At 38.5% G+C, this 23,846-nt stretch carries 22 protein-coding genes, 2 other RNA genes and 1 riboswitch; of the genes, 2 read left to right on the top strand and 22 right to left on the bottom strand.

Annotation, left to right across the window (positions count from 1 at the left end; all coding sequences use genetic code 11):
* Nucleotides 1–517: 517 nt before the first annotated feature.
* From pssA to ACNQFZ_RS00190, 3 genes are all read right to left on the bottom strand, one after another.
* A complete protein-coding gene (gene pssA / locus ACNQFZ_RS00200) occupies nt 518–997 on the bottom strand; it encodes a CDP-diacylglycerol--serine O-phosphatidyltransferase (RefSeq protein ID WP_458415264.1) in 480 nt (159 codons plus the stop codon).
* A gap of 298 nt (nt 998–1,295) precedes the next feature.
* Nucleotides 1,296–1,601 (bottom strand): AzlD domain-containing protein, encoded by a 306-nt coding sequence (locus ACNQFZ_RS00195; RefSeq protein WP_458413356.1) that lies wholly within the window; start codon nt 1,599–1,601, stop codon nt 1,296–1,298.
* Nucleotides 1,591–2,310: an AzlC family ABC transporter permease gene (locus tag ACNQFZ_RS00190; RefSeq protein ID WP_458413355.1), complete on the bottom strand. Its 720-nt coding sequence runs from the start codon at nt 2,308–2,310 to the stop codon at nt 1,591–1,593. The genes ACNQFZ_RS00195 and ACNQFZ_RS00190 overlap by 11 nt, the downstream gene beginning before the upstream one ends.
* Before the next feature lie 124 nt (nt 2,311–2,434).
* Between ACNQFZ_RS00190 and ACNQFZ_RS00185 the strand changes: the two genes are divergently transcribed.
* A complete protein-coding gene (locus tag ACNQFZ_RS00185) occupies nt 2,435–3,298 on the top strand; it encodes a LysR family transcriptional regulator (protein ID WP_458413354.1) in 864 nt (287 codons plus the stop codon).
* A gap of 2 nt (nt 3,299–3,300) precedes the next feature.
* Here the strand turns inward: ACNQFZ_RS00185 and ACNQFZ_RS00180 are convergent, their stop codons facing one another.
* The 18 genes from ACNQFZ_RS00180 to ACNQFZ_RS00095 form a co-directional block, all read right to left on the bottom strand.
* A complete protein-coding gene (locus ACNQFZ_RS00180; protein ID WP_458413353.1) occupies nt 3,301–3,693 on the bottom strand; it encodes a hypothetical protein in 393 nt (130 codons plus the stop codon).
* A gap of 99 nt (nt 3,694–3,792) precedes the next feature.
* Nucleotides 3,793–4,008, bottom strand: coding sequence for a YdbC family protein (locus ACNQFZ_RS00175; protein WP_458413352.1), 216 nt, complete (start codon nt 4,006–4,008; stop codon nt 3,793–3,795).
* Nucleotides 4,009–4,381: 373 nt separating this feature from the next.
* Entirely contained in the window at nt 4,382–5,593 is a 1,212-nt protein-coding gene (locus ACNQFZ_RS00170) for a M20 family metallopeptidase (protein ID WP_458413351.1), read from the bottom strand.
* Between the two features lie 21 nt (nt 5,594–5,614).
* The gene (locus tag ACNQFZ_RS00165; RefSeq protein WP_458413350.1) at nt 5,615–6,472 is read right to left on the bottom strand and encodes a MetQ/NlpA family ABC transporter substrate-binding protein; all 858 of its coding nucleotides are present in this window, start codon (nt 6,470–6,472) and stop codon (nt 5,615–5,617) included.
* A 107-nt stretch (nt 6,473–6,579) separates the two neighbouring features.
* Nucleotides 6,580–7,242 (bottom strand): methionine ABC transporter permease, encoded by a 663-nt coding sequence (locus tag ACNQFZ_RS00160; protein ID WP_458413349.1) that lies wholly within the window; start codon nt 7,240–7,242, stop codon nt 6,580–6,582.
* The gene (locus ACNQFZ_RS00155; protein ID WP_458413348.1) at nt 7,232–8,260 is read right to left on the bottom strand and encodes a methionine ABC transporter ATP-binding protein; all 1,029 of its coding nucleotides are present in this window, start codon (nt 8,258–8,260) and stop codon (nt 7,232–7,234) included. The genes ACNQFZ_RS00160 and ACNQFZ_RS00155 overlap by 11 nt, the downstream gene beginning before the upstream one ends.
* A gap of 129 nt (nt 8,261–8,389) precedes the next feature.
* Nucleotides 8,390–8,510: riboswitch (SAM riboswitch) on the bottom strand.
* Between the two features lie 178 nt (nt 8,511–8,688).
* Nucleotides 8,689–8,954: signal recognition particle sRNA large type (gene ffs, locus ACNQFZ_RS00150), an RNA gene on the bottom strand.
* 34 nt (nt 8,955–8,988) lie between these two features.
* Nucleotides 8,989–9,170: non-coding RNA, 6S RNA (gene ssrS, locus ACNQFZ_RS00145), on the bottom strand.
* Nucleotides 9,171–9,358: 188 nt separating this feature from the next.
* Nucleotides 9,359–9,883, bottom strand: coding sequence for a D-glycero-alpha-D-manno-heptose-1,7-bisphosphate 7-phosphatase (locus tag ACNQFZ_RS00140; protein WP_458413347.1), 525 nt, complete (start codon nt 9,881–9,883; stop codon nt 9,359–9,361).
* Between the two features lie 42 nt (nt 9,884–9,925).
* Nucleotides 9,926–10,840: a VOC family protein gene (locus ACNQFZ_RS00135; RefSeq protein WP_458413346.1), complete on the bottom strand. Its 915-nt coding sequence runs from the start codon at nt 10,838–10,840 to the stop codon at nt 9,926–9,928.
* Nucleotides 10,841–10,890: 50 nt separating this feature from the next.
* Nucleotides 10,891–13,119: an AAA domain-containing protein gene (locus ACNQFZ_RS00130; protein WP_458413345.1), complete on the bottom strand. Its 2,229-nt coding sequence runs from the start codon at nt 13,117–13,119 to the stop codon at nt 10,891–10,893.
* A gap of 186 nt (nt 13,120–13,305) precedes the next feature.
* Entirely contained in the window at nt 13,306–15,438 is a 2,133-nt protein-coding gene (locus ACNQFZ_RS00125; RefSeq protein WP_458413344.1) for a tetratricopeptide repeat protein, read from the bottom strand.
* 391 nt (nt 15,439–15,829) lie between these two features.
* A complete protein-coding gene (locus tag ACNQFZ_RS00120) occupies nt 15,830–16,369 on the bottom strand; it encodes a hypothetical protein (protein ID WP_458413343.1) in 540 nt (179 codons plus the stop codon).
* Entirely contained in the window at nt 16,360–16,992 is a 633-nt protein-coding gene (locus ACNQFZ_RS00115) for a lysophospholipid acyltransferase family protein (protein WP_458413342.1), read from the bottom strand. The genes ACNQFZ_RS00120 and ACNQFZ_RS00115 overlap by 10 nt, the downstream gene beginning before the upstream one ends.
* Nucleotides 16,993–17,025: 33 nt before the next feature.
* The gene (locus ACNQFZ_RS00110; protein WP_458413341.1) at nt 17,026–17,952 is read right to left on the bottom strand and encodes a phosphatidate cytidylyltransferase; all 927 of its coding nucleotides are present in this window, start codon (nt 17,950–17,952) and stop codon (nt 17,026–17,028) included.
* Nucleotides 17,949–18,551, bottom strand: coding sequence for a CDP-alcohol phosphatidyltransferase family protein (locus ACNQFZ_RS00105; RefSeq protein WP_458413340.1), 603 nt, complete (start codon nt 18,549–18,551; stop codon nt 17,949–17,951). The genes ACNQFZ_RS00110 and ACNQFZ_RS00105 overlap by 4 nt, the downstream gene beginning before the upstream one ends.
* Nucleotides 18,552–18,828: 277 nt before the next feature.
* On the bottom strand, nt 18,829–20,781 hold the full coding sequence (locus ACNQFZ_RS00100) for a DNA/RNA helicase domain-containing protein (RefSeq protein ID WP_458413339.1): 1,953 nt from the start codon (nt 20,779–20,781) through the stop codon (nt 18,829–18,831).
* A 69-nt stretch (nt 20,782–20,850) separates the two neighbouring features.
* On the bottom strand, nt 20,851–21,180 hold the full coding sequence (locus tag ACNQFZ_RS00095; protein WP_458413338.1) for a nucleotide pyrophosphohydrolase: 330 nt from the start codon (nt 21,178–21,180) through the stop codon (nt 20,851–20,853).
* A gap of 170 nt (nt 21,181–21,350) precedes the next feature.
* Between ACNQFZ_RS00095 and ACNQFZ_RS00090 the strand changes: the two genes are divergently transcribed.
* On the top strand, nt 21,351–22,193 hold the full coding sequence (locus ACNQFZ_RS00090; protein ID WP_458413337.1) for a hypothetical protein: 843 nt from the start codon (nt 21,351–21,353) through the stop codon (nt 22,191–22,193).
* A gap of 64 nt (nt 22,194–22,257) precedes the next feature.
* On the opposite strand, the gene ACNQFZ_RS00085 is transcribed toward ACNQFZ_RS00090, so the two are convergent.
* On the bottom strand, nt 22,258–23,844 hold the full coding sequence (locus tag ACNQFZ_RS00085; RefSeq protein ID WP_458413336.1) for a SagB family peptide dehydrogenase: 1,587 nt from the start codon (nt 23,842–23,844) through the stop codon (nt 22,258–22,260).
* Nucleotides 23,845–23,846 lie beyond the last annotated feature (2 nt).

Below are 23,846 nucleotides of genomic sequence, written 5' to 3'. Positions count from 1 at the left end.
ATTGCTAGTGAAATTATTCACTTTTTAAAAAATGTCAAAAATATTCCATAAATAGCAACCAAAATAAAAATAACAGTATAGATAGTTGTGTCTACACCCGAAGCAATTTTTATCATAAGTAATTATTCTCCCTCAATAAAATTTAATTTTCCTATGATTATTCACACTAAATTTTATTAATATTTACTTAAACCCATAAGTAGACATATGCTAATTTCACACTAAAATATTCCATCTTTGGGACTGTCCTTTCACCTAACCATTATTTTTTATAGAAATGACTTTGCTACAAACTCCACATAACTAATGGGATATAACTTCCCATGTTTATCCAAATATTCACATCTTGTTATGCAGTGAAGTATAAAGGCATAAAAAAGCCGATAATTCCTTAGCCTAGGAAAAATCGGCTTTTTTATGTCGAAAATTGCTTAGCGTATGTTTTCCGCTTTTTGTTGGTGGGACCCCTAATATGGAAAAAAGAAGAACACACAAGGAGGCTTGTGTGTTCTTTTAATCAAATCTTCTTAACCCTAATTGGACTTACCATTAAGAGAGCAAGTAGTAAAGTAACCCATGCATTGCTGTATGAAAACAAACTCATTCCGGCTATTGGCAATCCTGCTGCAGGAATGGGCAATCCATTAAAATAGCCAATCGTGGGTTTAACACTGAACTTGGCTAACCTTAATGCCCCCATCGTTGGGAAAAGAATAAATACCAAAGATGTTAAGATAGATGGTGCTGCTATCGAATGAAACAAGAGTGCGGGAGCCACACCAAAACTTACAATGTCCGCTAGAGAATCCAATTCCACTCCAAACTCACTATTCACTTTTAATTTTCTTGCAATCCTTCCGTCAAAAAGATCTAAAAAGGCCGACAAAAAAATAAAAATTGCGGCTATTACGTAAAACCCCCTCATATTAAAGGTAATTGACAGAACACCACACAATAAATTTCCAATTGTAAATAAATTAGGTATCACTTTTACCATCTGTTTGGACAAGGCAGATCACTCCAACGTTGAACAATTGTTTGAATAGAAAATCATATAAGTTCGTGTCTTTAGTTAAGTTGCCCAATTAATGGTTGCTTTAGCCTATATATAGGAGTGCCTAGTATATAATTTGCCAATGTCCAAGTACCAAAAAATCGATATTTACTTGTCAATACAAACTTTGTGAAACTCAACCTCTACAACTGATTTGTGTTAAAATTAAAAATCTAACATTATATCAAAATCCAAGCTCTAAAGTTATAGCACTCGATAGATCTCTTAGCCTTGTCCTATTCTATAAAAAAAGCTCCACTATAAATACTGCAAAGCATGAAACGATGGAAACCTTGAACAAGCTGCCTCCTAAATACGCAAAAATAATGGCCACAGTAAACCCAATTAACGCAGAAATCTGCGAAGAAGTAGCATCCAATATAGCTGGAAAAACCATAACGGCTAAGGTTACAAAAGGAACGTAATATAAAAATGATTTTATAAATGTATTTTTGATTTCCTTTCTGATGAGAGTTAATGGAAGCACTCTGATAAGGTAAGTCACGATAGCCATTATAATAATGTAAAAACTGATCTCAGCCCTCATGACGCACCTCCTCTTTTACAGGAAACAAAACTGCAGCAGCTCCGGCAATTATGATCGTTAACAGAATGATTTTCACACCAGAAGAAATGGAATGAAGCGAAGGAAGTTTCGCAAACAAGAGGCTCGCTGTCATGGAAACTAAAATAATGCCAGAAAGCAATTTATTCCCCTTCGCGGGCGGAATGATAACGGCTAACAGCATGGCGTACAATGCAATGCATAATGCGCTAATAATTCTATCAGGCAACAAATTTCCTGAAACCACTCCTAAAAAGGTACCTAGTGCCCAACCCGGCATCGCCACGCTTACCAATCCGTAGGTATAATAAGGATTTAGTTTCCCCTTCGTTGCCATTGCTGCGCCGAAAATCTCGTCCGTTATGCCATAAGCCATCATCATTCTGTGAAACAAAGATGTGTTTGGATCGATTTTTTGCGAGAAAGCAAATGACATTAGGATATATCTTGAGTTAATAATAAGCTGGGTAATTGCAATTTCCATAACCGTTGCTGTAGTAGCAATCAACGAAAGTCCGGCAAATTGTCCTGCAGAAGTTAAGTTTGTCGCCGACATAAAAACCGCTTCAAACGGATTTAAGCCCGCTTGTTTAGCGATAATTCCAAACGTAAATGAAACCGCTAAGTAACCAAGAGCAATGGGAATGCCATCTTTGAAACCCCTTCTCCACTCCTTAAAATTTGGATTCATCTTTTGTCCCCCTAAGTTGTTATATCTAACAAATATTTCTGATTTTATCATATCGTTTGACAATTAGTAAAATTAATATATATGATTAATACATTAGAATTTCTGATGTTAATTGGAGGCAAAAATGAAACAGTATGAAGTCTTTATGAAGGTGATTGAAAAAGGAAGTTTTACCAAAGCAGCCGAGGAATTAGGATATACACAATCCGCTGTTAGCCAAATGATCCAATCCTTAGAGGACGAACTCTCAACAACATTAATTTTCCGATCACGGAAAGGAATCAGTCTGACACCCGATGGGGAACAATTTCTTCCATATATTACGAACATAAGTAATGCCTATCGCGAGCTATTGGAGAAGAAAAAAGAAATGCAGGGCCTTGAAAGCGGATTTATTCGCATCGGAACTTTCTCAAGCGTATCCTGTAATTGGCTGCCCCGGTTAATCAAAGATTTTAAGGTGATGTATCCATCCGTTCATTTTCAGCTACAACAAGGAGAATATACTAGTATCATAAAAAATATCAAGGATGGGAGCGTCGACTTTGGCTTTGTCAATCCAGATGCCGTAACAGATCTTCCAACTATTCCTTTAAAGGATGACGAAATGCTTGCCGTTTTGCCATGTGATCATCCATTGGCAGCTAGGGAAAGTATCACGTTAGAGGAACTATCCTACGAGCCGTTTATCCTTTTGGATGAAGGGGAATTAAGTGAACCGCTGGAAATTTTTAAGCAAAACGAATTACAGCCGAATATACAGTACCGTGTTCACGATGATTACACCATTATGTCAATGGTCGAAAACGGCCTTGGAATTTCCATCTTACCGGAGCTTGTTCTAACACGAGTTAGTTACAAGCTTGTAAAAAAGAAAATATCTCCCCCAATTATTCGGACCATTGGTATCGCCTACAAAAACAAAAAAATTCTGCCCTTATCGAGCAGATATTTTATTGATTTTTTGATTGAGCGTTTCTCGTGCTAAAATTATTTAATCCTCTTCAAATCTCGCAACTCAGCCTCCTGTTCCAGTGAGCGCATTGCAAGGGATTCAAGAATTTTGTCCTGCCTTTCTTGTCCTTCTTTAAGAGAGATTAATTCACCATGTAGCTTGTACACGTCCAGTGAAAGGTTTTCTATTTTCGCATCAGTTTCTTCTTGCCGATGATGAATTGCCTTAATTAATTTTGTATTCTCTTCCATTTGAGATTTCATGCTAATAAGTTCTCCCAATTGAGTTTTGATGCTTTCAAGCTCCCCCAATTGAGTTTTGATGCTTTCAAGCTCCCCCAATTGAGTTTTGATGCTTCCAAGCTCTCCTAATTGAGTTTTGACACTTTTAAGTTCTTCTAAAATTTGTTGCTGTATTTTTTCACTCATCCATATTCCTCCTGCCAAATTATTATTGATTTGTCTAATCCAGCCAGGTATCGTTTATTTTAAAAATTGTTGGTACTGTTTTAAAGCTTTTGATCTTAATTAGAGGGAATGAAGGAGTCCCTTCAACTTATCCAGTTCTTCCTTACTCAACGTAACACCTTTCCCCATTTTTTCATGGTTTGGTGCCCAGTCACGAATATCATATTTTGGATCACGACCGTTCCAACTGATAAGATTAAGCTCTTTTGTCCAGCCTTTTGGTGATTCTGAAAGTACAGCAATTTGTTCTACAATTTCAAATTTTAGTTCTGCCACTCAAATTCCTCCTTTTAATGTATTGTCTTTCTATAGTTAAATTAATTTTGATTTCCGTCGGTATTTTCTCCATTGTACCATGAATGCACTCAAACCAAATACATGGAGCTCAAGATGATGGCGCTAATCAAATAGTACTGTAACCTCTTTGATATGAAAAGTAGTATAAAATGAATCTGTGGAAATAGTGGATAGTTTAGCATGGGGAACATAATGAAGATGTGTCAAAATATTGTAAGTTTCTTTCACTAATTAAATATTATTCGACATATAATTTGAAGTTCCTGCTTAGATACACAAAAAGACATTCAGCTAAAAAACATTTAAAAGAGGATAGCGGGCAGCCATCCTCTAAATACTTCAAATATAATATTTAATCCTGCTTCCTTGCCAAGTGTTGCGATTTGATTTCCACCAAAACGTCAGGCTTAACATACAACTCAAGTCCCGTTAACGCAAGTGCTTTAGCACCTGTAATTAACGCTTGGTCGCCTATTTCCGATTTTGCTGCTTCCCGAAACTCAACAGTATGAGCAACAAGGCTCTCCGGACCAATTTTTATGTACGGATGAATGGTCGGCACAACTTGGCTAATATTACCGGCATCCGTTGAGCCAAGTCCCTTCGGCTCAACACTATACGCTTCTCCAAGCCCAACAACTTTATCACGGAACACCTCATCAAAACGTGGCGTAACATATAAATTATCAACGCCATTTTGAATACGGTTCATTTTAAACGTACAACCAGTTGCGAGGGCTGCTCCTTCCGCAATTCGTTCAACTTTCTGTGTGACCTCATCACATGCAGGACGCGTAGCCGCACGAATAAAAAAGCGAGCCCGTGCGTAATCAGGAACAATATTAGGCGCTTTTCCGCCATCTACTATAATCCCATGTATACGAACATCATCCGATACATGCTGACGTAACGCATTTATGCTGTTGAAAAGCTGAATCACACCGTCCAATGCATTAATACCATCTTCCGGATTAGATGCAGCATGCGCTGGCTTTCCAAAAAACTCAAAATCAACTGGATCAACTGCCAATGTAGGTGCCGAACCAGAAGTCTTACCCAACGGATGCACCATCATACACGCATCAAAATCTTGAACAAGGCCATAACGTACAAAAGTTCCCTTTGCACTTCCATTTGGCCCACCTTCTTCAGCAGGCGTTCCAAGCACTGCAACCTCACCGCCCAGTTCATCAATCACTTCTCCAATAGCAATCGCTGCCGCAACGCTTGTCGTACCAATAATATTATGACCGCAAGCGTGCCCTAAACCAGGCAAAGCATCATACTCCGCTAAATAGCCAATCTTTGGACCTGGCTTACCAGAAGCCGCAACCTTTCTTGCAATAAAAGCTGTCTCATGCTCAGGAATTCCTCGAGTCACCTCAAATCCTGCTTCCTCTAGCAACGAACAAAGCAATCCAGATGCAAACACTTCCTCATTCCCAATCTCAGGGCGGGCGTGAATTTGATGACTAACATCAACGTAGGATTCACGTTTCTTTTCAATTGACTTCAAAACAAAATCTTCTAACTCAGCGATTTGATCATTCGTTATTATCGCCATCTAAACCGCCTCCTCCTACTCTTACCAACCAATTTGCTCAAGCGGAACAAATACCGGAATTAATGAATCATTAAAAACATCTTTTATATGCTGTGCAATATCATCTTGCTGATAAATTTTAACCAACTTTTTAAACACTTCTTTGTCCTTATCTTCAGCACGTACAGCAATGATATTGATATAATCTGTAGCTGTGTCATCTTCAATAAAGATGGCATCCTTCACAGGAGTAAACCCAGCCTCTACGGCAAAGTTATTGTTAATTACAGATGCTGCAACGTCAGGTAACACGCGTGGAGTTTGTGGGTCAGCAACTGTTTGTAATACAAGATGCTTTGGATTTTTTGTTACTTTAGAAATATCTCCATTGCCATCAAAATCATCTGGTAGACCAATCAAGCCTGCTTTTTGTAATAATAGAAGAGCACGACCCATGTTTGTAGCTTCAGTTGGAATCGCAATTGTGGCTCCATCAGGAATTTCACTAACATTCTTATACTTATCAGAATAAATACCCATTGGCGCAATCAATGTTGTTGCAATAGGAACTAGATCCAATTTTTGATCCTTAATTAAAGCGTTAAAGTAAGAAACAGTCTGCATCGCGTTTAAATCTACATCGCCTGATGCTAGAGCTAAGTTCGGTTGTACATAATCAGAAAACTCAACTAGTTCTAAATCGATGCCTTCTTTAGCAGCTTTTTCCTTCACCTTTTCCCAAATTGGAACACCTGAGCCATTCAAACCAACCTTTAAAGTGACTCTTTCTTCCTTAGAAGCACTTCCCTTGTCATTGGATGCTGTATCTTTGCTGCCGCACCCTGCTAAAATAGTACCAAAAATCAAAACAAAACTAAGTAATGCAATTAATTTCTTCATGCTGTCTTCCTCCTCTAGTCTGCAAATCTTTCCATAAATATTTTATTAAAAAAACACAGGCCATAGCGCTCAAATTCTTGATGACTACTATCCTCTTGAATTAAGGCTTACCGTCTGCGAATTTTTCGTGATAATTGATTGCCAACAGTTTGTACAACTTGTACCAGTACAACAAGTAACAGCACTGTTATAATCATGATATCTGTTTCAAAACGCTGATACCCATAGGCGATTGCCAAATCACCAAGTCCACCGCCGCCAACGAAACCAGCCATTGCAGAGGCACCTATCAACCCGATTGTCGCAATCGTTAAGTTTAATATAAGAGAGCTTAGCGCCTCAGGCACAAGTACGCGGAAGACAATTTGCCATTCACTCGCTCCCATTGCCACTGCGGCTTCAACAACGCCTTTCTTCACTTCTAATAAACTACTCTCTACAAGTCTCGCAATATATGGACCTGAGTAAAATACGAGCGGGACAACCGCTGCAGCCGTACCGATGGATGTACCAACTAGAAAACGGGTAATCGGCAGGATGGCCACAAGTAGAATAATAAACGGAATGGATCTAAAAATATTCACAACCGTGTCAAGCAATTTAAATACCACATTGTTTTGCAACAATCCGTTTGGACGTGTTACAACTAGTGCAATTCCAAGAGGTAGGCCAATAATGGCTGAAAACACTAATGCAATTCCTACCATAGCAAGCGTTTCGTAGGTTGCGTCTAAAATTCTAGGCCAAAAGGTAAGCAGATCAACTTGCATTCGATGTAACCTCCTTAATTTTTACAGTAGTTTGTATGTAATGTAGAGCTTTCAGAATTTCAGCCTCTGGACCTTGTAGCTCGACAATTAAATTGCCGAATGGCACGCCTTGAAGCTCCGTGATTTGGCCATAAAGAACATTCACTTCCACATCAAACCGCTTTGCAACTCTAGAAAGAACCGGTTCACCTGCATTCTCTTGAACGAAGGTCAAGCGGTAAATATGGCGACGTCCTTCATGTTCATCAAGTAGTTGCAAAATAGACTCTGGAATTTCATCATGCATAACTGTCTTCACAAAATTCCTAGTTGTCGGATGGGTTGGGTTGGAAAAAACATTAAAAATAGTCCCTTGTTCAATCACACGGCCGCTCTCCATAACAGCAACGCGGTCACAAATTTCGCGAATCACGTTCATTTCATGAGTGATCATCAAAATTGTAATGTTATATTCATCACGAACACGGCGCAATAAATCTAATATAGATTTGGTCGTTTCCGGGTCAAGCGCTGATGTTGCCTCATCACAAAGCAAAATTTCCGGAGAAGTTGCCAGCGCACGTGCAATCCCCACCCGTTGTTTTTGTCCGCCGGAAAGTTGGTCAGGATATTGCTTCGCTTTATCAGCCAAACCGACAAACTCTAGTATTTCCTCCACTCGCTTTTGAATTTCCTTTTTTGGTACTCCGGCTAGTGAAAGAGGAAATGCTACATTATGATAAACATTTTTTGATTCCAATAGATTAAAATGTTGAAAAATCATTCCAATCTTTCGTCTTGCTTGGCGCAATTCGGGTTTCGTGAAATCAGCAATATTCTGACCATTAATCAAAACACGCCCTTCGGTTGGCCGTTCCAACATATTTACCAAGCGGATCAAGGAACTTTTACCAGCCCCACTGAAACCAATTACACCAAAAATTTCACCTTTCTCAATCTTTAAATCCACATCATTGACAGCTTTGATGGGCCCTTCACTCCCCTCATACACTTTCGTCACATGGTTAAAATGAATCATCCTAGCACTTCCCTTCTATAGTTGGTTTACTATTTTAGTTTTTTCGAAAAATTCCGAATATGTACCTAATAAAAAAACCATCTTCTTTGGAGTACAAGAAGATGGGGCTCACAATTATGCAAACCTCACTTCTTATCTTCCAAATGCTCTATTCTGCATTTGCTGGAATTAGCACAGTGCTTTATGTCATCACATAAAACCCGCTGCTGAGGTATCAAAGGGCCAGTCCCTCCACCTCTCTTCATAAGAAGAAGATTCATATTCATTTAATAATTAATGTAGTTATAAGAATAATACTTAATAGATTACTTGTCAATTGTTTTTTTGAAATAATTCTATTGGTATAGTAAAAAAACTCAAAAGTCCTTTACTCTATGTATATTTGTTGCCATAACAGCATTTTTGTTCTGTATGTGATTAAGGTTAAACCGTGGACCTGACATTGATATGGCAATATAAGTGTTACTTATATATCTGGCTCATTCAGAGCACTCCTTCGACACACAGAAATATCCATTTATGGCTGCTTCGTTCCCGACCTGACCAAATTCATGGGTTTCTGTTGCGAGGACTCCAAAGGTCAACACCATTTACATAAGGCAAACCTTACACTGTCATACCGCTGTGAAGGAATTAAGCCTCGCTAAAGCGGATTGCGAGTTACAGGGCACCGCTGACTCCCCGCATACCACGGTATGTATTTTTTATAATATATGTCGAAAGAAAAATTGAGTCCCACCTATGCCGTATCCCAAATTGTTTTAAAAACCCGCTCTCGCAGGTGGGTTTCCGCATATTGACTTATCTGCAGTCCTAAAAGATTAGGCATAGCATCATTCAACACATGTAGGAATCCCGAAAAAATAGTACGGTTTAAAACAAGAATGGGTCACGCACATTGCAGGATTGTTCAATGAAAAATCGTTAATGGAAATGATGGGAGTCGAACCCATGTGCAAAGATATTGCAACTTACGCGATAATTTGTTTCTTTCGTATCGCGTAAATAAAATATAACATGTAACTGTGAAGCTTTGTACCTGTAAATACTTGCAAACATGGTACTTTTGTCCTATTTCGAGTTTGCAGGATCTTTTTTCTATTGGTCGATCATCCATGGTACCGCCGACAGCAGATTCGGAAATACCACATCTGCTCCGGGATTCTCTTGCTGTGTTCCAATAAACACGGTTTTACATCCAGCCTTTTTCCCTGCAGCAATGTCAGGCTCCCGGTCTCCCACCATAATACTTTCAGGCAAGGAGATATCATGTTTTTCAGCTAAATCTCTAAGCATTTGCGCTTCAGGTTTCCGGCAACGACACCCGGCTTTCGGTTTGTGTGGGCAATATGCAATATCGTTAATCCTGGCCCCATATTGGGCTAAATCTTGCTGCATTTTCTCATGAATCAAGTGAAGTGCCGTTTCTTTCATGTATCCCAGGCCAATACCGCCCTGATTGGTGACAACAAATACAGGAAGCCCCTTTTCATTCAACTGGCGGATAGCGTCTCCCACTCCGTCCAACAAATGGAATTCATGAGGTTTATTAACGAATTTGACCCGATGGCTTAATACTTCATTAATCACTCCATCCCGGTCTAAAAAAACTCCTTTTTTCATAGAATTTTTCTTCATTCCTTTTGCGGTATGATTTAAATGTCATTATCCCTTGTATGCTTTCTGCAATTCTACAAGATCAAATTTCTTCATTTTAAGAAATGCCTTTGTTACGCGTGCAATTTGCTCAGGTGTACCCTTTCTCATCATCACGTCCATTTCAGTAGGCACAATCTGCCATGATAAGCCATACTTATCTTTCAGCCAACCACATTCCTCAGCTTCAGGAACCGCTGAGAGCATTTCCCAGTAGTAATCAATCTCTTCTTGTGTGTCACAGTACACCATAAATGAGATTGCCTCATTAAAACTGAATTTATGCTCATGCGCACTGTCCATTGCGGCAAACCACAGATTTTCTAGGCTAAAATCGGAGAACATAATGGTCCCTTCTTTATCAGGTTCCATACCTTTAGGGTAACGGGCGATATGTCCCTGCTTTGCGTTCTTAAAGACTGATAAATAAAAATGAATCGCCTCTTCCGCCTTGCCGCATTTTTCACCGACAAACAAAAGTGTTGGCACTATTTCAGGGCGCTCTTCACCTTCTGGATTGGTTAGCATTAACTGCCAGGACAAACCATACCTGTCTTGAATCCAGCCATACCTCTCACTGAAGGGATACTTATCAAGTGGCATTAACACTGTTCCACCTTCAGACAAATTGTTCCAAATCCTATTTATTTTTTCACCTGCGTCCTTTTCTCGCGATGGATCAAAATTAACTATGAAAGAAATTGAAGGATTGATCTTGAAATAAGGTCCTGCGCTGATTGCTTTGAACTTCTGCCCCCATAACTCAAAAGAGACTATATCGGAGTCGCCTGAGGGTGTGTCGTGGATTGTGGTTACATTTGTAATCTTTGAGTTAGGGAATATGGAAGTATAAAATTCCGCTGCTTCTTTTGCATCCTTGTCATACCATAAATGCGGAACGATTTTTTGATTTGTATTAAACAAAGCTTTTCCTCCTTAATTTTCAAAAGAACCAAATGTCCCCTTGTTCCATTCTATATCTGTTTTAACAAGTATTCACAAACCTTGCTGGAACTCAGTCTTGCCGCTACATATGGAGGTTGAACTCCTCTGGCTCCTTCAAGGGGGAGTCCCATCCACAAAACCTTCTCGTCAATGATTACAAACGGAAACGGAATGCTCCCGTCCAGACAAACATCAACGTTACTCCACTTTTGATTGGAAATCACAGTCACTTTTACTTGTTTTTCTCCATTTAGTAATTGTTTATTCCATTCCTCAGATAAATTGGTTCCATCCGGTAGGGAGATGATAATCGATGACTTTGCCGATTTTAGATCCTGAAAAACAGCTTCCAATTTTCGGGCATGAATCCAACGCAATTTTTGGTGTTGGTTACGAATCCATGATCCAATTTCTTTCGTTGTTACCGGTTGTTTATGCCGGACCTGGTGGTCAACGAGTTGCCGCAACGTTTTTCCTTTATAAATATTCTTTTCTATAAAATTTATGTTGCTGACGTGAACAAATTTCCCCCTTGTTCTCGTGATGGCAACATTAATTAGACGTTCACTATCCTTCCCGATTAACAGCATACCTGCCCGGTCTTGCGGTTCGCTGTCAACCGTATCAAATATCATCACATCTCGTTCACTACCCTGAAATCGGTGAACAGTGGCCGCGATAATATCCGCCTGGTTGTGCTCATTCTCATATATATCCTCAAGAAGCAGTTCCATCAGATTTGCTTGGGCCCGGTATGGTGTTACATACCCGATTGATTTAGCCCCACTTATGTATGATTCATGAACCAATTGGAAAGACAGCAACAGCTGCCATAGGTTGAATCTGGAATTCGTGATTTTGTCATTCAAACAATGCAATCCCGTGAAGCTAGTATCCAACAACACGGCTGCTTGTCCTTTAAAAGGATCAAGACTTGCAATTTTGTTTCTGCTTTTATGAACACTTTCATGATCCCCAACTAGTGAATGATAGATGTACCGATTGGTAAAAGCGGAAATATCAGGATGCATTCTTCGCTGTTCTTTTAATAAAAAAAGCTGCGGGTGAAGCTTCCCTTCATGTAACCCTTCCACCACCCCCGCTTGATGGAACACATCCTCTTTCAACCATTTGGCCACAAGCGGATCTCTGCTTGAAGCAATCGGAGGCAATTGCTTGAAATCACCGCATATAATCACCCGTTTTCCCAAGGCTGAGGCAAATGCTGCCTGTGGTACATAGGCCATACTTGCTTCATCGAGAATGATGACGTCATAATCCTGTTCATAAACAGTGCTGTCACTAGCCGCCTTTGCCAGCGTTGTTCCGACTATTAAGGCATCTTTTAGTAATTGAACTTCTTTCTTCCGAACCTTTTCCAGCATCCTGGCTATCTGTATTTCTAATTCCAGCAGAGAATCAGAATCACGTTTACTGAAAGAATAAGCCAAATCTTGCTTTAAGTGGTGCCTTTCTTCAAATAGTTTAGCTCTATCCATTGCAAGGCGGGGATCCTGCTTTTCAATGAGCAGATTGGTGGTAATTTCCTGATGGGCAGATAGAGATTCCCCAATATTCCCTCCGTACCTCAGAATATCCCCTTCACGGAATCTTTCTTTCTTTTTAATAAAATCTGCCAGTTCACCCATCAATACATCAACAGCTTGATTGCTATGCGACAATACCAACACCTTTTTATTCTGAAAATATTTGTTGGCTGCTACTCTAGCCAAGGTGTATGTTTTTCCGGTGCCCGGTGGACCCCAAACAAACGTGACCGGATTGTATTTGGACCGCAAAACCAGTTCATGGACATTACTTTTGATTTTTGAGACGGGATGTTTGGTTTCCTTGGATGGGTTCATCAACCTTTTCACTCTAAGTCGCTTTTGTTTACTTTTTTTTATTTCATCCAAGCGCTCTATTAATTGTTCAAGCAGTTCCCAAGGGTCATGCAGCAGATATGCATCCGAAACGAGGTCGCCAAAGTTCCGTTCTAACGCAAGAATAATCCCCCTGCCCTCCGAGGAAAGCACTTTGCCGCTGCTTTTCATTGTTCCAAATTCCAATTTAATGGAGGAACCAACTGGAATTCCTAATGAGATGGCGGTATCAAAATAATAGCTATAAAGACCATCATTTGATAAAAGCCTTCCATTTGTTACTGAATAACGGCTTCCGCCAAACTTTTTTAAGTGATTAATCTCTTGATGCAGCGCTTTTTGCCATTCTTTGATGTAGGTTTTTGTAGTAATCATTTATTTCCTCTTTTTCATACTGTCATTTTCTCCTAAATACGTATGGATCATTTTATCACCTGAGTTCTCTTTCTCACATTATCCCTTATATTTGATACCAAGTCATCAGATATTATTGAGTAAAATGGGAACAAAAGCTAGGCCTGCTATCAAAGTAAATCATAATAGCAGGCCTTTATATTTAACTCAATCTCCTATTTTACTTTGTACGAGCATTGATTCACGTGTACTGTTCATCAGTTCATATTGTCGGCGCTTTAGTTCGAACAACGTTAATGGATCGCGAAAAATTTCAGGATTTTCCCGCATATATTGTAAGAATTCTTTATATTTTTCAATATTACACTGTGCTTCGTCGTTCATTTTATGTAACTCTTCAAATGGATTCGAGAAAAATATACTAATCTCCCGCCTAATGGATTTCTCGAATAACTCGATTTGCTGGATAAACTGGCTTATGATCGACTGGGCAATTTGGCTGTAATCCGCACTTTCAATAAAGTTTTTATACTTACTATAAAGCTTTTCTTTATTTATCGTAATGGCATCAACCAGTTTGCCAACACTTTTCCACATCAATAGTGAAGGAGTATTACGCAACATGATATTTGCTTTTTCACAAGGGACAATCCCTCTTGTCATCCGGTCCATATCTCTCTGCCAATCATCCAACACCTTAAAGTCACAATCTAATGCAATCTTCTCTTCACTGTAAAGATTGTTCAAGCTTTCGCTAATTTCATCAAGATAGGCTTGACAGTCTTTAAACTCATCTTCGCAATCCGTAATCCATCCTTGTATAGCATTTTTAAAATTAACCACAGCTGTATTTTCCATAAAATTAGCAATCCGACGATTCATTTCTTCATTAAGCTCAACATGAAGCCTTCCCAAATCACTGTCTTCCTTGACCATTTCAGAACAATTTTGAAGCAGTTCAGGAATCTTGATCATCACTTCCTGCCTCCATTGCTTTTTTATGTAAGTGAATGAATCTTGAATAACTCTCGCTTTTTCATCCTCCATATCATTTAACTGATGATGAATACCATTTAGCTTTGCGACCAGCTCTTCATTCCAATTAATTTTAGTAATAATGGCATTCTCTTTTTCAACCTTTTTGTCAATCAGAAACTCAATTGCCTTTTGAATCAAAGTCAGATTTTTTGAATTGGTTCCATCTTCCATATTATACTCAACCATCAGGGGTTCAATAAATATAGTCAAGTCATCTAACAAGCCTTCTTTGTCAGCCCAATTTATTATTGATTCAAATAACTTAATGCCATCCTTTAGGCAATTTTGATAACAACTGGAGCTTTCCTGCAATTTTTTAGCCTTGCTAACCAACGATGCATCAATTTGCGATGGAAAAAGCTCATGCCACGCAAGAATTGCAGATGAACAAACTAAAGATTCAGAAGCAAAGGAAATCTTTAACCAGTTTGCAAAATGAATTTTGATAAGCTCAGAAAAATCTTTGATTAAATACTTTCCACTTGTCCATCCATCATACGTTTCTTTAAAAAGATCAGGAAACGTCTTCCAAGTATATGAGCTTTCCAATTGACTGTTCAAAAGAAGCTGATTGATTTCCTTCAGCCATTGAAAATAATATTCACTTTGCTTGTAGCTGTTCCACAATGCAGTTGCCAATCGTTCAAAACGAAGTGGTTCAATTTGAAATAAAGTCAGTAAGGCCTCTCTAAAATAGCCTGGTTCTAGTCTAACTGTTAAACCATACTCGATATATTCCTCCAAAACTGCAAACCAGGATAGTGATTTCGTACGGATTCCCTCATGAACGGCAAGCTCCACTGCATTCCCCCAGTCCTTGTATTCCTCAAAGAAAGTCCGTGCCAATTCAGTCACACCAGAATAATCAGGATTTAAGTCAACTGCATTTTTAATGGCTTCAACCGCTTTTTCGAGTTTTCCTAGTTCCGTATATAAAGAAAATAGCTGGAGAAAAACCTCCATTTGTAATACATCTGAACGGGATTCAACAGCCTTATAAATTTCCTCAGCAAGCTCCAGCAAATCCAATTGAAAATGAGCATCTGCAATATTTTTTCGTGCCCATGGTGTTAAATGTTCATCTAAAACATTTTCCCATTTAAAGATTGCAGCTTCATAATCCTGATTTAAAAAATAAACCTCTCCTTGTGCATAGCGGATGAATGAAAAATCAGGGATCTCTTTTAGCTTCTCATCCATGTACATTTCGCCCAAAATCTGGATTGGGTGTTCTTTTCTGTTTTTATCTATAATTGTTTGATAAAAGGATTTATTTATTAATTCCATGTCAATCGTCATCATTAACCCCCACAATTTACAAATAGTGAAAACTATAGCCAATTCACCGTTACTATAGTAATCGAAGCAACACAATATTTTCTGGGGGCTTTGGAACGAAGGGATAAGTTCTCTAGTTCGAAATTGGTACATACGAAGGCAGACGCCAAGCTGATGAAATAAGCAACAAACTGATGGATCTTGCTGAAAATACTGGAGATTCAATTATGGATAAATCAGACCTTGAATTTAAAATATGGGGCTATGGATATGACAATAGTGTAGCTAATTGGCAAGAGGCCTATCACAATGGAAATGATGTTTGGCAGTAATTCTACCATGAAGGAAATGCAAAATGGACTGAGTACTATCTGAAATAATTTGTTGGACCATGGGGACGGTTCCCCTTGGTCCACTACCACCCCATCACCGAGAAGTAAAACAAATAAAACCCAAGCCAAAACAAGGTTAAAATTATATATTTATAAGCTACTGGAACTTTCTTCAGTAGAAGCGTTAAAACAGTATGGGATAACACTGCTGTTAAAACAAACCGAATGGCACGTGCTGGAATGCTGATGAGTAGAAAGTGAAGGTAAGAGATTCCAGCTCCATGAGACTCTGCAGCATAGATTTTATAAGGAATCCCTTTGGTCGGCCCCAAAAGGATTGCATTGACTCCTTGTTCCACCAAGTCACCCTTAACTCCATTGATCCTCTCGGCACTGATTGCAGGTACTTTTTCAATAATGGTGAGTAGTTCTTGTTCATGATGTATTCCAATAAAAAAAATCAAGCTTCCACCTAATAAAGCACCAACTAATGTAAAAATAATGGAATAAAGAGAGCGCTTGAAATGCCTTACGGCGATAAAACTAATGAGAACATCAGGCACAATAAAAAATAATGTCGCCTCAGAGAAGCCCCAAAGGAAGGATGCAAGCATTACTCCCATTTTGGAAACTCCCCTTCCACTGCCAACGCATTGATACTTTCTGTCACTTCTTCCATAAAAGTCACTTTATCCCCATTCCAATGCAAAGGTTCACCTATGAAAATATCACAAAAAAATGGAACAAACAGCGGATCACCCTTAGGCAACGCCTTGCCCAAACCATGCATAAAGATAGGGTAAATTGGCACCTCCGGATGCCTCCTGGCTACATGAGCAATTCCACTTTTAAAGTCTGAAAGCCTTTCAGGTTCACCACGAGATCCTTCCGGGAAAAAAATAATGATATCCCCCTTTTCAAGTGCGTCCGAGATGGGAGCAAATAAATCTCTCCTCGCTTTCATTCCCGTTCTACTTATGGGAATGATGCCAATGACTTGTAATGAAAACCAAGCCAACCATTTATTTTTCAAAAAATAATCATCTGCCGCAACCGGCCGAATCCGTTTTACCTTCTTTAAAGGATACAAAGACATTAAGGTCAGCGTATCAAGATGACTATTGTGATTCGCAATTAAAATAGCCGGACCTTGTTCCGGCAATCGATGGCGATGACGAACATTGATGCCTAGTATGAGCAATATAAGAGGTCTGACAACCAATGCAAAAAATAAATATTTAAACATAGCTACCCTCTATTCTCTTTTTCTAAAAAACTTTTAAAAATAAAAATAATAAATGAAATGGAAGAACACTGGAGCTGTATATGTCAAACTGTCCACTCGATCCAATATTCCCCCATGCCCCGGTATCGACGAGCCACTATCCTTAATGCCTAGATCTCGTTTGATGGCTGATATATTAACATCACCAATAAACCCTAAGAAACTAATTAGAAATCCAGCAATCAAAGCCATTTTTAAATCCATCGGTGTTAAAATTGGTCCTAAAAAAACGGATAGGACTGTCGTAGTACCGATGCCGCCCAAAAGTCCTTCAATCGTTTTATTCGGACTAACCGTTGGCACAACTTTATGCTTTCCAAACATCTTTCCCCATATATATTGGGACACATCATTTAACTGCGTTAGCACAACAACGTATAACAATAACCCTGTGACACCTGCAGGAAGAGATTCATTAGTCGGAAGAGCCAACAAATATGCAATATGACTTAACCCGAAGACAACCAACATCAATCCCCAGTGCAAAGTCCCTGCCGCTTTCAAAAAACCTTTCGTATCACCAATCAAAACCATGACCAATGGTAAAAATAAAAACACATAAATTGGGATGAAGATGATAAACATGCCGTACCATTCCTGATAAATCCAATAAAAGTGAATAGGGATTGATAAATAAGCAAAAAACAGCACTCTTCGATCTGTTCTCCTAGTCGGAATCATCGATAAATATTCTTTTAAACTAAGAAAACATAGAAAGCCAATCGAAAACAGCGCTAACGTTGGGTTGACCAGATTCACAAAAATAAACACAATGGCCATTACCCACCATGATTTAATACGCAACGCTAATTCCGTATAATCTTTGTGTTTATTTTTCGTTTTTAATAGAAAGGTTATTACACTTGCGACAACTAAAATAGCAAGGATAAACTCTAAAACAACTAAAATATTATGATTCATGAACGGACCTCCCCTAACGCCTTTTTCATGCGAATAATGATATTCATGAAAATCAAAATGGCAATCACAACAAGGATTAGATTAGCCCAATAGAATGATAGTTTACCAATTCCGTAGAAAATCGCTAAAAGACTAAAAACAAACGCTCGGTCACTTTTTCCCATCGGCCCATCATATCGTCGACTCGCCCCAACAACTTGCCCGAGGACACCCGTCATTTCGCTTATAATGGCTAAAATAATGACAGCAACGACTAAGCTCTGGTCCATAATAAGGGCGAATGGCAAATACAAAGCAGCATCTGAAACTACATCCCCTAATTCATTTAAAAAGAGGCCAAGATTTGATTTCATATTATGCTCCCGAGCCAACATCCCATCAACAGCATTCAAAGACATGCGCCAAAGCAAAACAAACGGAATTAAAAAATAAATCCAAGACTTTTCATGAAATATGTACAAAGCAATACCAGTACCAATCGATAACAGCATGGCCGCAAGCGTCACTTGGTTTGCCGTCACACCCCACGCTGCTAATTTATTTACAAAAGGTCGGTGTAATTTTTGAAACCAAGGTTTAATTTGATAAATGCTTACCAAGGATAAATGCCTCCTCTTCCATTATATATAAACACAAGTATATAATATGGTGTGATTCCAAACAATGGTATATTTGTAATGCCCTGGGACATGGGGACAGGCACTCTGTCCCAGCTTGATTCCATTTGGAATATGAGAACAGGGCACTTCAACTTCATTCGCTTGTCCACATATTCCAATCTTTGAACAAAAAAAGAAGCAAAGTTGCCGCACCTTGCTCCATTTCGAATAAGTTAATTATGATTTCATAACTGCTTAATTTTCTAATAATTCCTCGTCAATCTTTTTCTTCCGATAATTGATACCTTCCCTTATCCTCAGCCACTTTAATCTCCCATTTTGGCGACAAGTCATGATAATCACGTATCTTTTGCAGCCGCTTTTTAAAGTATTCATTTAATTTTTGATCAGTGCAAAAGATAAAACAGCCTTTTTGGCCACGAGTCATTAGGGTCCGGTATGTATTTCGAATAATTTGATCTGCAACAGCTTGGGCCTTTTCAGGATCTTCCTTTGCCATTGTTTTAATCCCTTTTAAAGATTGATCCGTTTTAGCACGTTTTGTAAAGTCAGTAATTACATCATCATTTTCATACCTTATATCAGGTCCGATGATTACCCCTACATAATCAAATTCCAAGCCTTGCGCTGTATGTATACATCCCGCTTCAGTTACAGAATCTGGGTCAATTGCCCAGATGCTTTCTGCTAAATTCCAGCTGATCTCAAAATTAAATTCCGGAATAATAATGTCTTTATGATTTGTATTATTCCGCTCTTTAGTTGGCCATTCCCAACAATACCCGGCCAACATACGCGATTTATTGTTCACTTTATTTAACTGTTCGATTACATTCAGCATATCATGTGGATTTTCAAAAACTCGAAAATCATAATCAACACCATAATAATGCGTATTTGCCGTTTCCCGGATCTGAAGTACATCATCCAACCAAGAAATGTACGCATCAGAGCCATCACATCGAAATTGAGATATCAATTGCCCTTTAATAATTTCAGCGTCAAACTCTTCTGCATATTTTTCTATTAAATCGATGCTTCCTATATCCTTCAAGGTTACCTTTTGGTTCTCATCGATGAAAAATAACGTGAATTTTGATGCTCTGATTAATTCCTTTACTTGATTTTCACCTTGGTTCCCATAAAATCCTGATTTTTCATTCAAGCGATGTGCTTCATCAACTAAAATGACATCAAATTCATTTAGTTTTGACTCAGTGAAGCTCCCTGAGCCTTTAAATAAGTTATCAATTTCAGTTTTTCTAATGGTCCCTTTTAATTTAGAGGCATACACATCTCTCGGTGCTGAATTTTTAGAAACATATAACGTCATTAATCCTTGATTAATTAAATTTACCAACAGATTAACCGCCATCACAGATTTTCCTGTACCAGGACCACCTTCAATGACCATGACTTGTTTTTTATTACTTTTTACACATGCCAACGCTAAATGAAATGCTTCCTCGTAAAATACTTTTTGTTCATCAATCATGAGAAACTCTTCATTCCCCTTCAACATACTTGTTAGCGAATCCTGTAAAGACTTTGAAGGTCGAATTCTACCATACTCCATCTGGTAAATTAACTTATTCTCATCGCCTTGACGAACGTATTTTTTTATAAAATCCCGTAATTTTTGAATTTCCCCTTTTGTAAAAACAGGGGCTTTATCTATGTGCTCTTTATAATGTTCATCTGTTAATGGATCATTAGCGCCTTTTCGATAGTTATGTAAATATGCACATGGTTTTAGTCTAATATGCTGTTCTTGAACATTTTCATTGAAATCTTCAATTAATGCTGCATAGGACCACGCTTGATAGGAGGGGTGAGTAACTGCCCTTTTTGCTCCGCCAAGATATGTATGGACTAAGGCATCCTTGCCTGATATTTTTTCAACTTCAGACCACTGCTTTAATTCAACTATAACAACATGATCCCGCTTCCCATCATTACCAGCTACGATAAAATCCACACGTTTAGATGTATTCGGAATTTTAAACTCTATCGCAACAGCTGCCTCATTCGGGATATCTCTATCTTGCATGACATTGCCCATTCGCTGGAGGGAATTTTCCCATGATAATATTTCTTGTTTTGATGTACGCCCAATTTTTTCTTGATAAGAATTGTATAGCCGTTCAATCAATAATTCATTTGTTACATCCGATATGAATTCAGATTTGGTTGCCTCATAGATAATCATTTGCCCAACCCCATTTCTGTTCCCAGCTTTGTTAAGAGTGGCTCACTCAATGGATATATCTCCGCTCAATTAAAGTTCTGTATATTTCTTGTTTGATCCAAAAGACTTACTTATTGGGTATTTTCTATTATTTTTCTCCAACTTATTTAAAATAGCCTCTTCAATATCGATGCCTAATCTATCCGCAAATAGAAAAGAATAAATCAGTACATCAGCAATCTCATCTTTTATATTTTCAATATTTTTTTCAACCGCTTCCTCACTGTTTTTCCATTGAAAATTTTCCAACAACTCATTCGCTTCTAATGAAATTGAAATCGCCAAATCCTTTGGATTGTGAAATTGTGACCAGTCACGATCATCTCTAAATTGCGTTATCTTTTTCTGTATTTCTTGCATAAGGAATTTTTCCTCCATTATTAGGTACTTTGTTTCACTCTTACTTAGTATACAATTGCTATACAAAATGGTACAAATGAACCTTCCCTGTGTAAAAAAAAAATTTTCTCCCCCATCTCCCTTTTTCGTCCTTCGGCACTATTTCTACTATGAAAGGGTGGTGCAAAAGAATGACTATTAAATCTGGTAATATCGATGGATTCAAACAGTATTCACAATTTAGCAGCCTGAAAGAGTTCAACACACACATGGAAATGTGGCTTCTTGAGCATAAACATGAGTTTTCAAAAGCTGAGCTTGTTGGTCTCAAACGTCTAGTTCGCTTTTCCGCGAAAATTCCTGGGGTTTGTAATGCCAAAATTGGAACAATATTAAAAGCAATTCATGAAGAGTACAATGACAACGGCATTTCCCGCTCAACTTTTAAAAGAATGATCCTGAAGGCTAAAAAACTAGGAATACTGCAAGTCCTTGAAACAGAGAGAAAGAATGGCTCCCAATCCAGCAACCTTTACATATTCAATCGTTTTCCTAACACAAACAATGAACCACCTAAACAGGAAAAATTGGACCACCATAATGAAACTAGTAATCCTATTAAAACTAATCAAAATATAAATAAACGTACTTACAATGACCAACAAAGACTAGATTATACTTTTATAAGTGAACAAGTGCCAACTTCTTTTGTGCAATGGGTGAAAATTTATTTTAATGATGCCAAGCTCATTGAAGAGTTCTGGAGAATGGTGAAAATTGCTGCCTTTAAAAATAGTTGTGAAAATGACTCAGAACAAGTTCTTTCTATTGCCATCGCAGCCTTTAAACAACTTATGCGTAAAATTAAATTTACCAAAGCCGTTACAAAGCCGATTGCGTATTTCTATGGAATCGTTAAAAAGAAGTTTGAGGAGGTTTATTTCGAGGATCTCTATGACATGGGAATTTCACCTGAAATTGTGCAAACAACTGGGATGGTAACAGCGTTTCAGCAATGGTTAGAAACTCCTTAGGAGTAATAAGAGGACGGTTTCTGTTTACGATAACCGTCCCCATGATTCGTGATGGGAAATGTTTTTAGCTTTTCAAACTTCCTTTTAACCAGCCACGGGGATGGTATGGACCTATAGGGATTTGTATGAGGCTCGTAATTTGTTTTGAATCCGGTCTGTAAAGCTCATCACATTGGTTCGCATCAAAACCTAAAAGTGGGTGTCCTCCCATCCCTAAGGCACACGATATCAAGAGTAGCCGTTGCACGAGTATACCCGCTTCCATCTGTTGAATTCGATATCCTCTATATCCCAATTCCTCTTTAAGGTAATCCTTACTTCCAACAACATGGAGGCATAGCGGAACTTGAAACAAATTTACATTGGGCATTGTTAAACCATATTGCAAAATCTCACGGAAATCCCCCTTTGATATTCTTCGAAGTGCATGTGCGCCTTTGTCATAGGCGTAAGTACCATTTGAAAGACCTTCCACGTTATAAAAAAAGCCATATAATGATAGACGGGTCTCAGGATACTCATCTGTGTTGTCGTCAAGGTCATTCTGATATGAAAAGGAAAATGTCTCTTTTAATAAAGTGGAAATTGTTTTTTGACTGACTTTTCCCATCACAAAATCAATATCAGGAGAATGTCTCTCTCTGCAAACTGACGCAAGATCGTACGATAAGGGCTCCGTAAATGGCAACATGGTGAACTCCGTGCCAATGGGCTTTTTAACACAATCATCTATTTTAATCTTCACAAATGACTGCGTAGTTTCAAGCATTGATGCTTCATTCATCTCTTTGAGCAGCGGGTAATCAAGAACTCTCTTTGAACGGTTATAGGTTTCATGTTTCAGCAATGGTACTTCTTGGGACAATTCAAGTGCAGAAACCGTTTCTTTTTTATTAAAGTTGTCAGCATAATGGATGGACGGATGAATAGATAATGGGATGATGGCATAGACACTTTCTTCCTGATCGGAAAGCCCGAGCAAATGATTTATAGAATGATCAAGAAATTGGTAACATACCCGTGATGAAAATCCCATCCTGTCTGCCACTTCTAATGCTTGCCCGATGACTACACCGGCATCCAAACCTTGAAGCCTATAGGAAAAATTATTATATTTATAAAAATTTTTCCAAAAAACCGTGGAGACGAAAATTGTGCAGAAACAGTCAGCAAGATCAAAGCTATTTCCAAGACTTCTAGACAAGTAGGAATCAAAATTACCTTCTCTGAGTAATCGGAGCTGGTGATGAGCCACATCGTAATGGTAAATTCCGTTTGTAACGTCATCCATCCTTATATACACATATAATTCATTTGGATACAACGCCCCTCCAGAAGGAACAAATCTGCGAAATAACTGGGTATATCTTACAGCAGCTTTCCCATGGGTGTCCTCGAAAAATGCGGATTGTGCGTATTGTGTAAGGCCGTATACATACCATAAAAAATGGCCAAGCTCCCTGAGTTCAGGTTCTGTCTGAGCATCTCTTCGGTTAAGCGTTAATGGTACATCTCCGGTCAGTGGAATCTCTGGTAAGCCGCGATATAGTTTATAAGGAAGTGGTGCGTCCCCCCAGTCCACTTGCCAATCTGGTGGATAGAGTTTTTCCGTATCAAAGTGAAGGTTGTACAGAAACGTGTCTAGTTTCAAAG

The sequence above is a fragment of the Schinkia acidoalkalinis genome (assembly GCF_054301215.1).
This window is presented reverse-complemented; position numbering and strand designations above follow the sequence as displayed.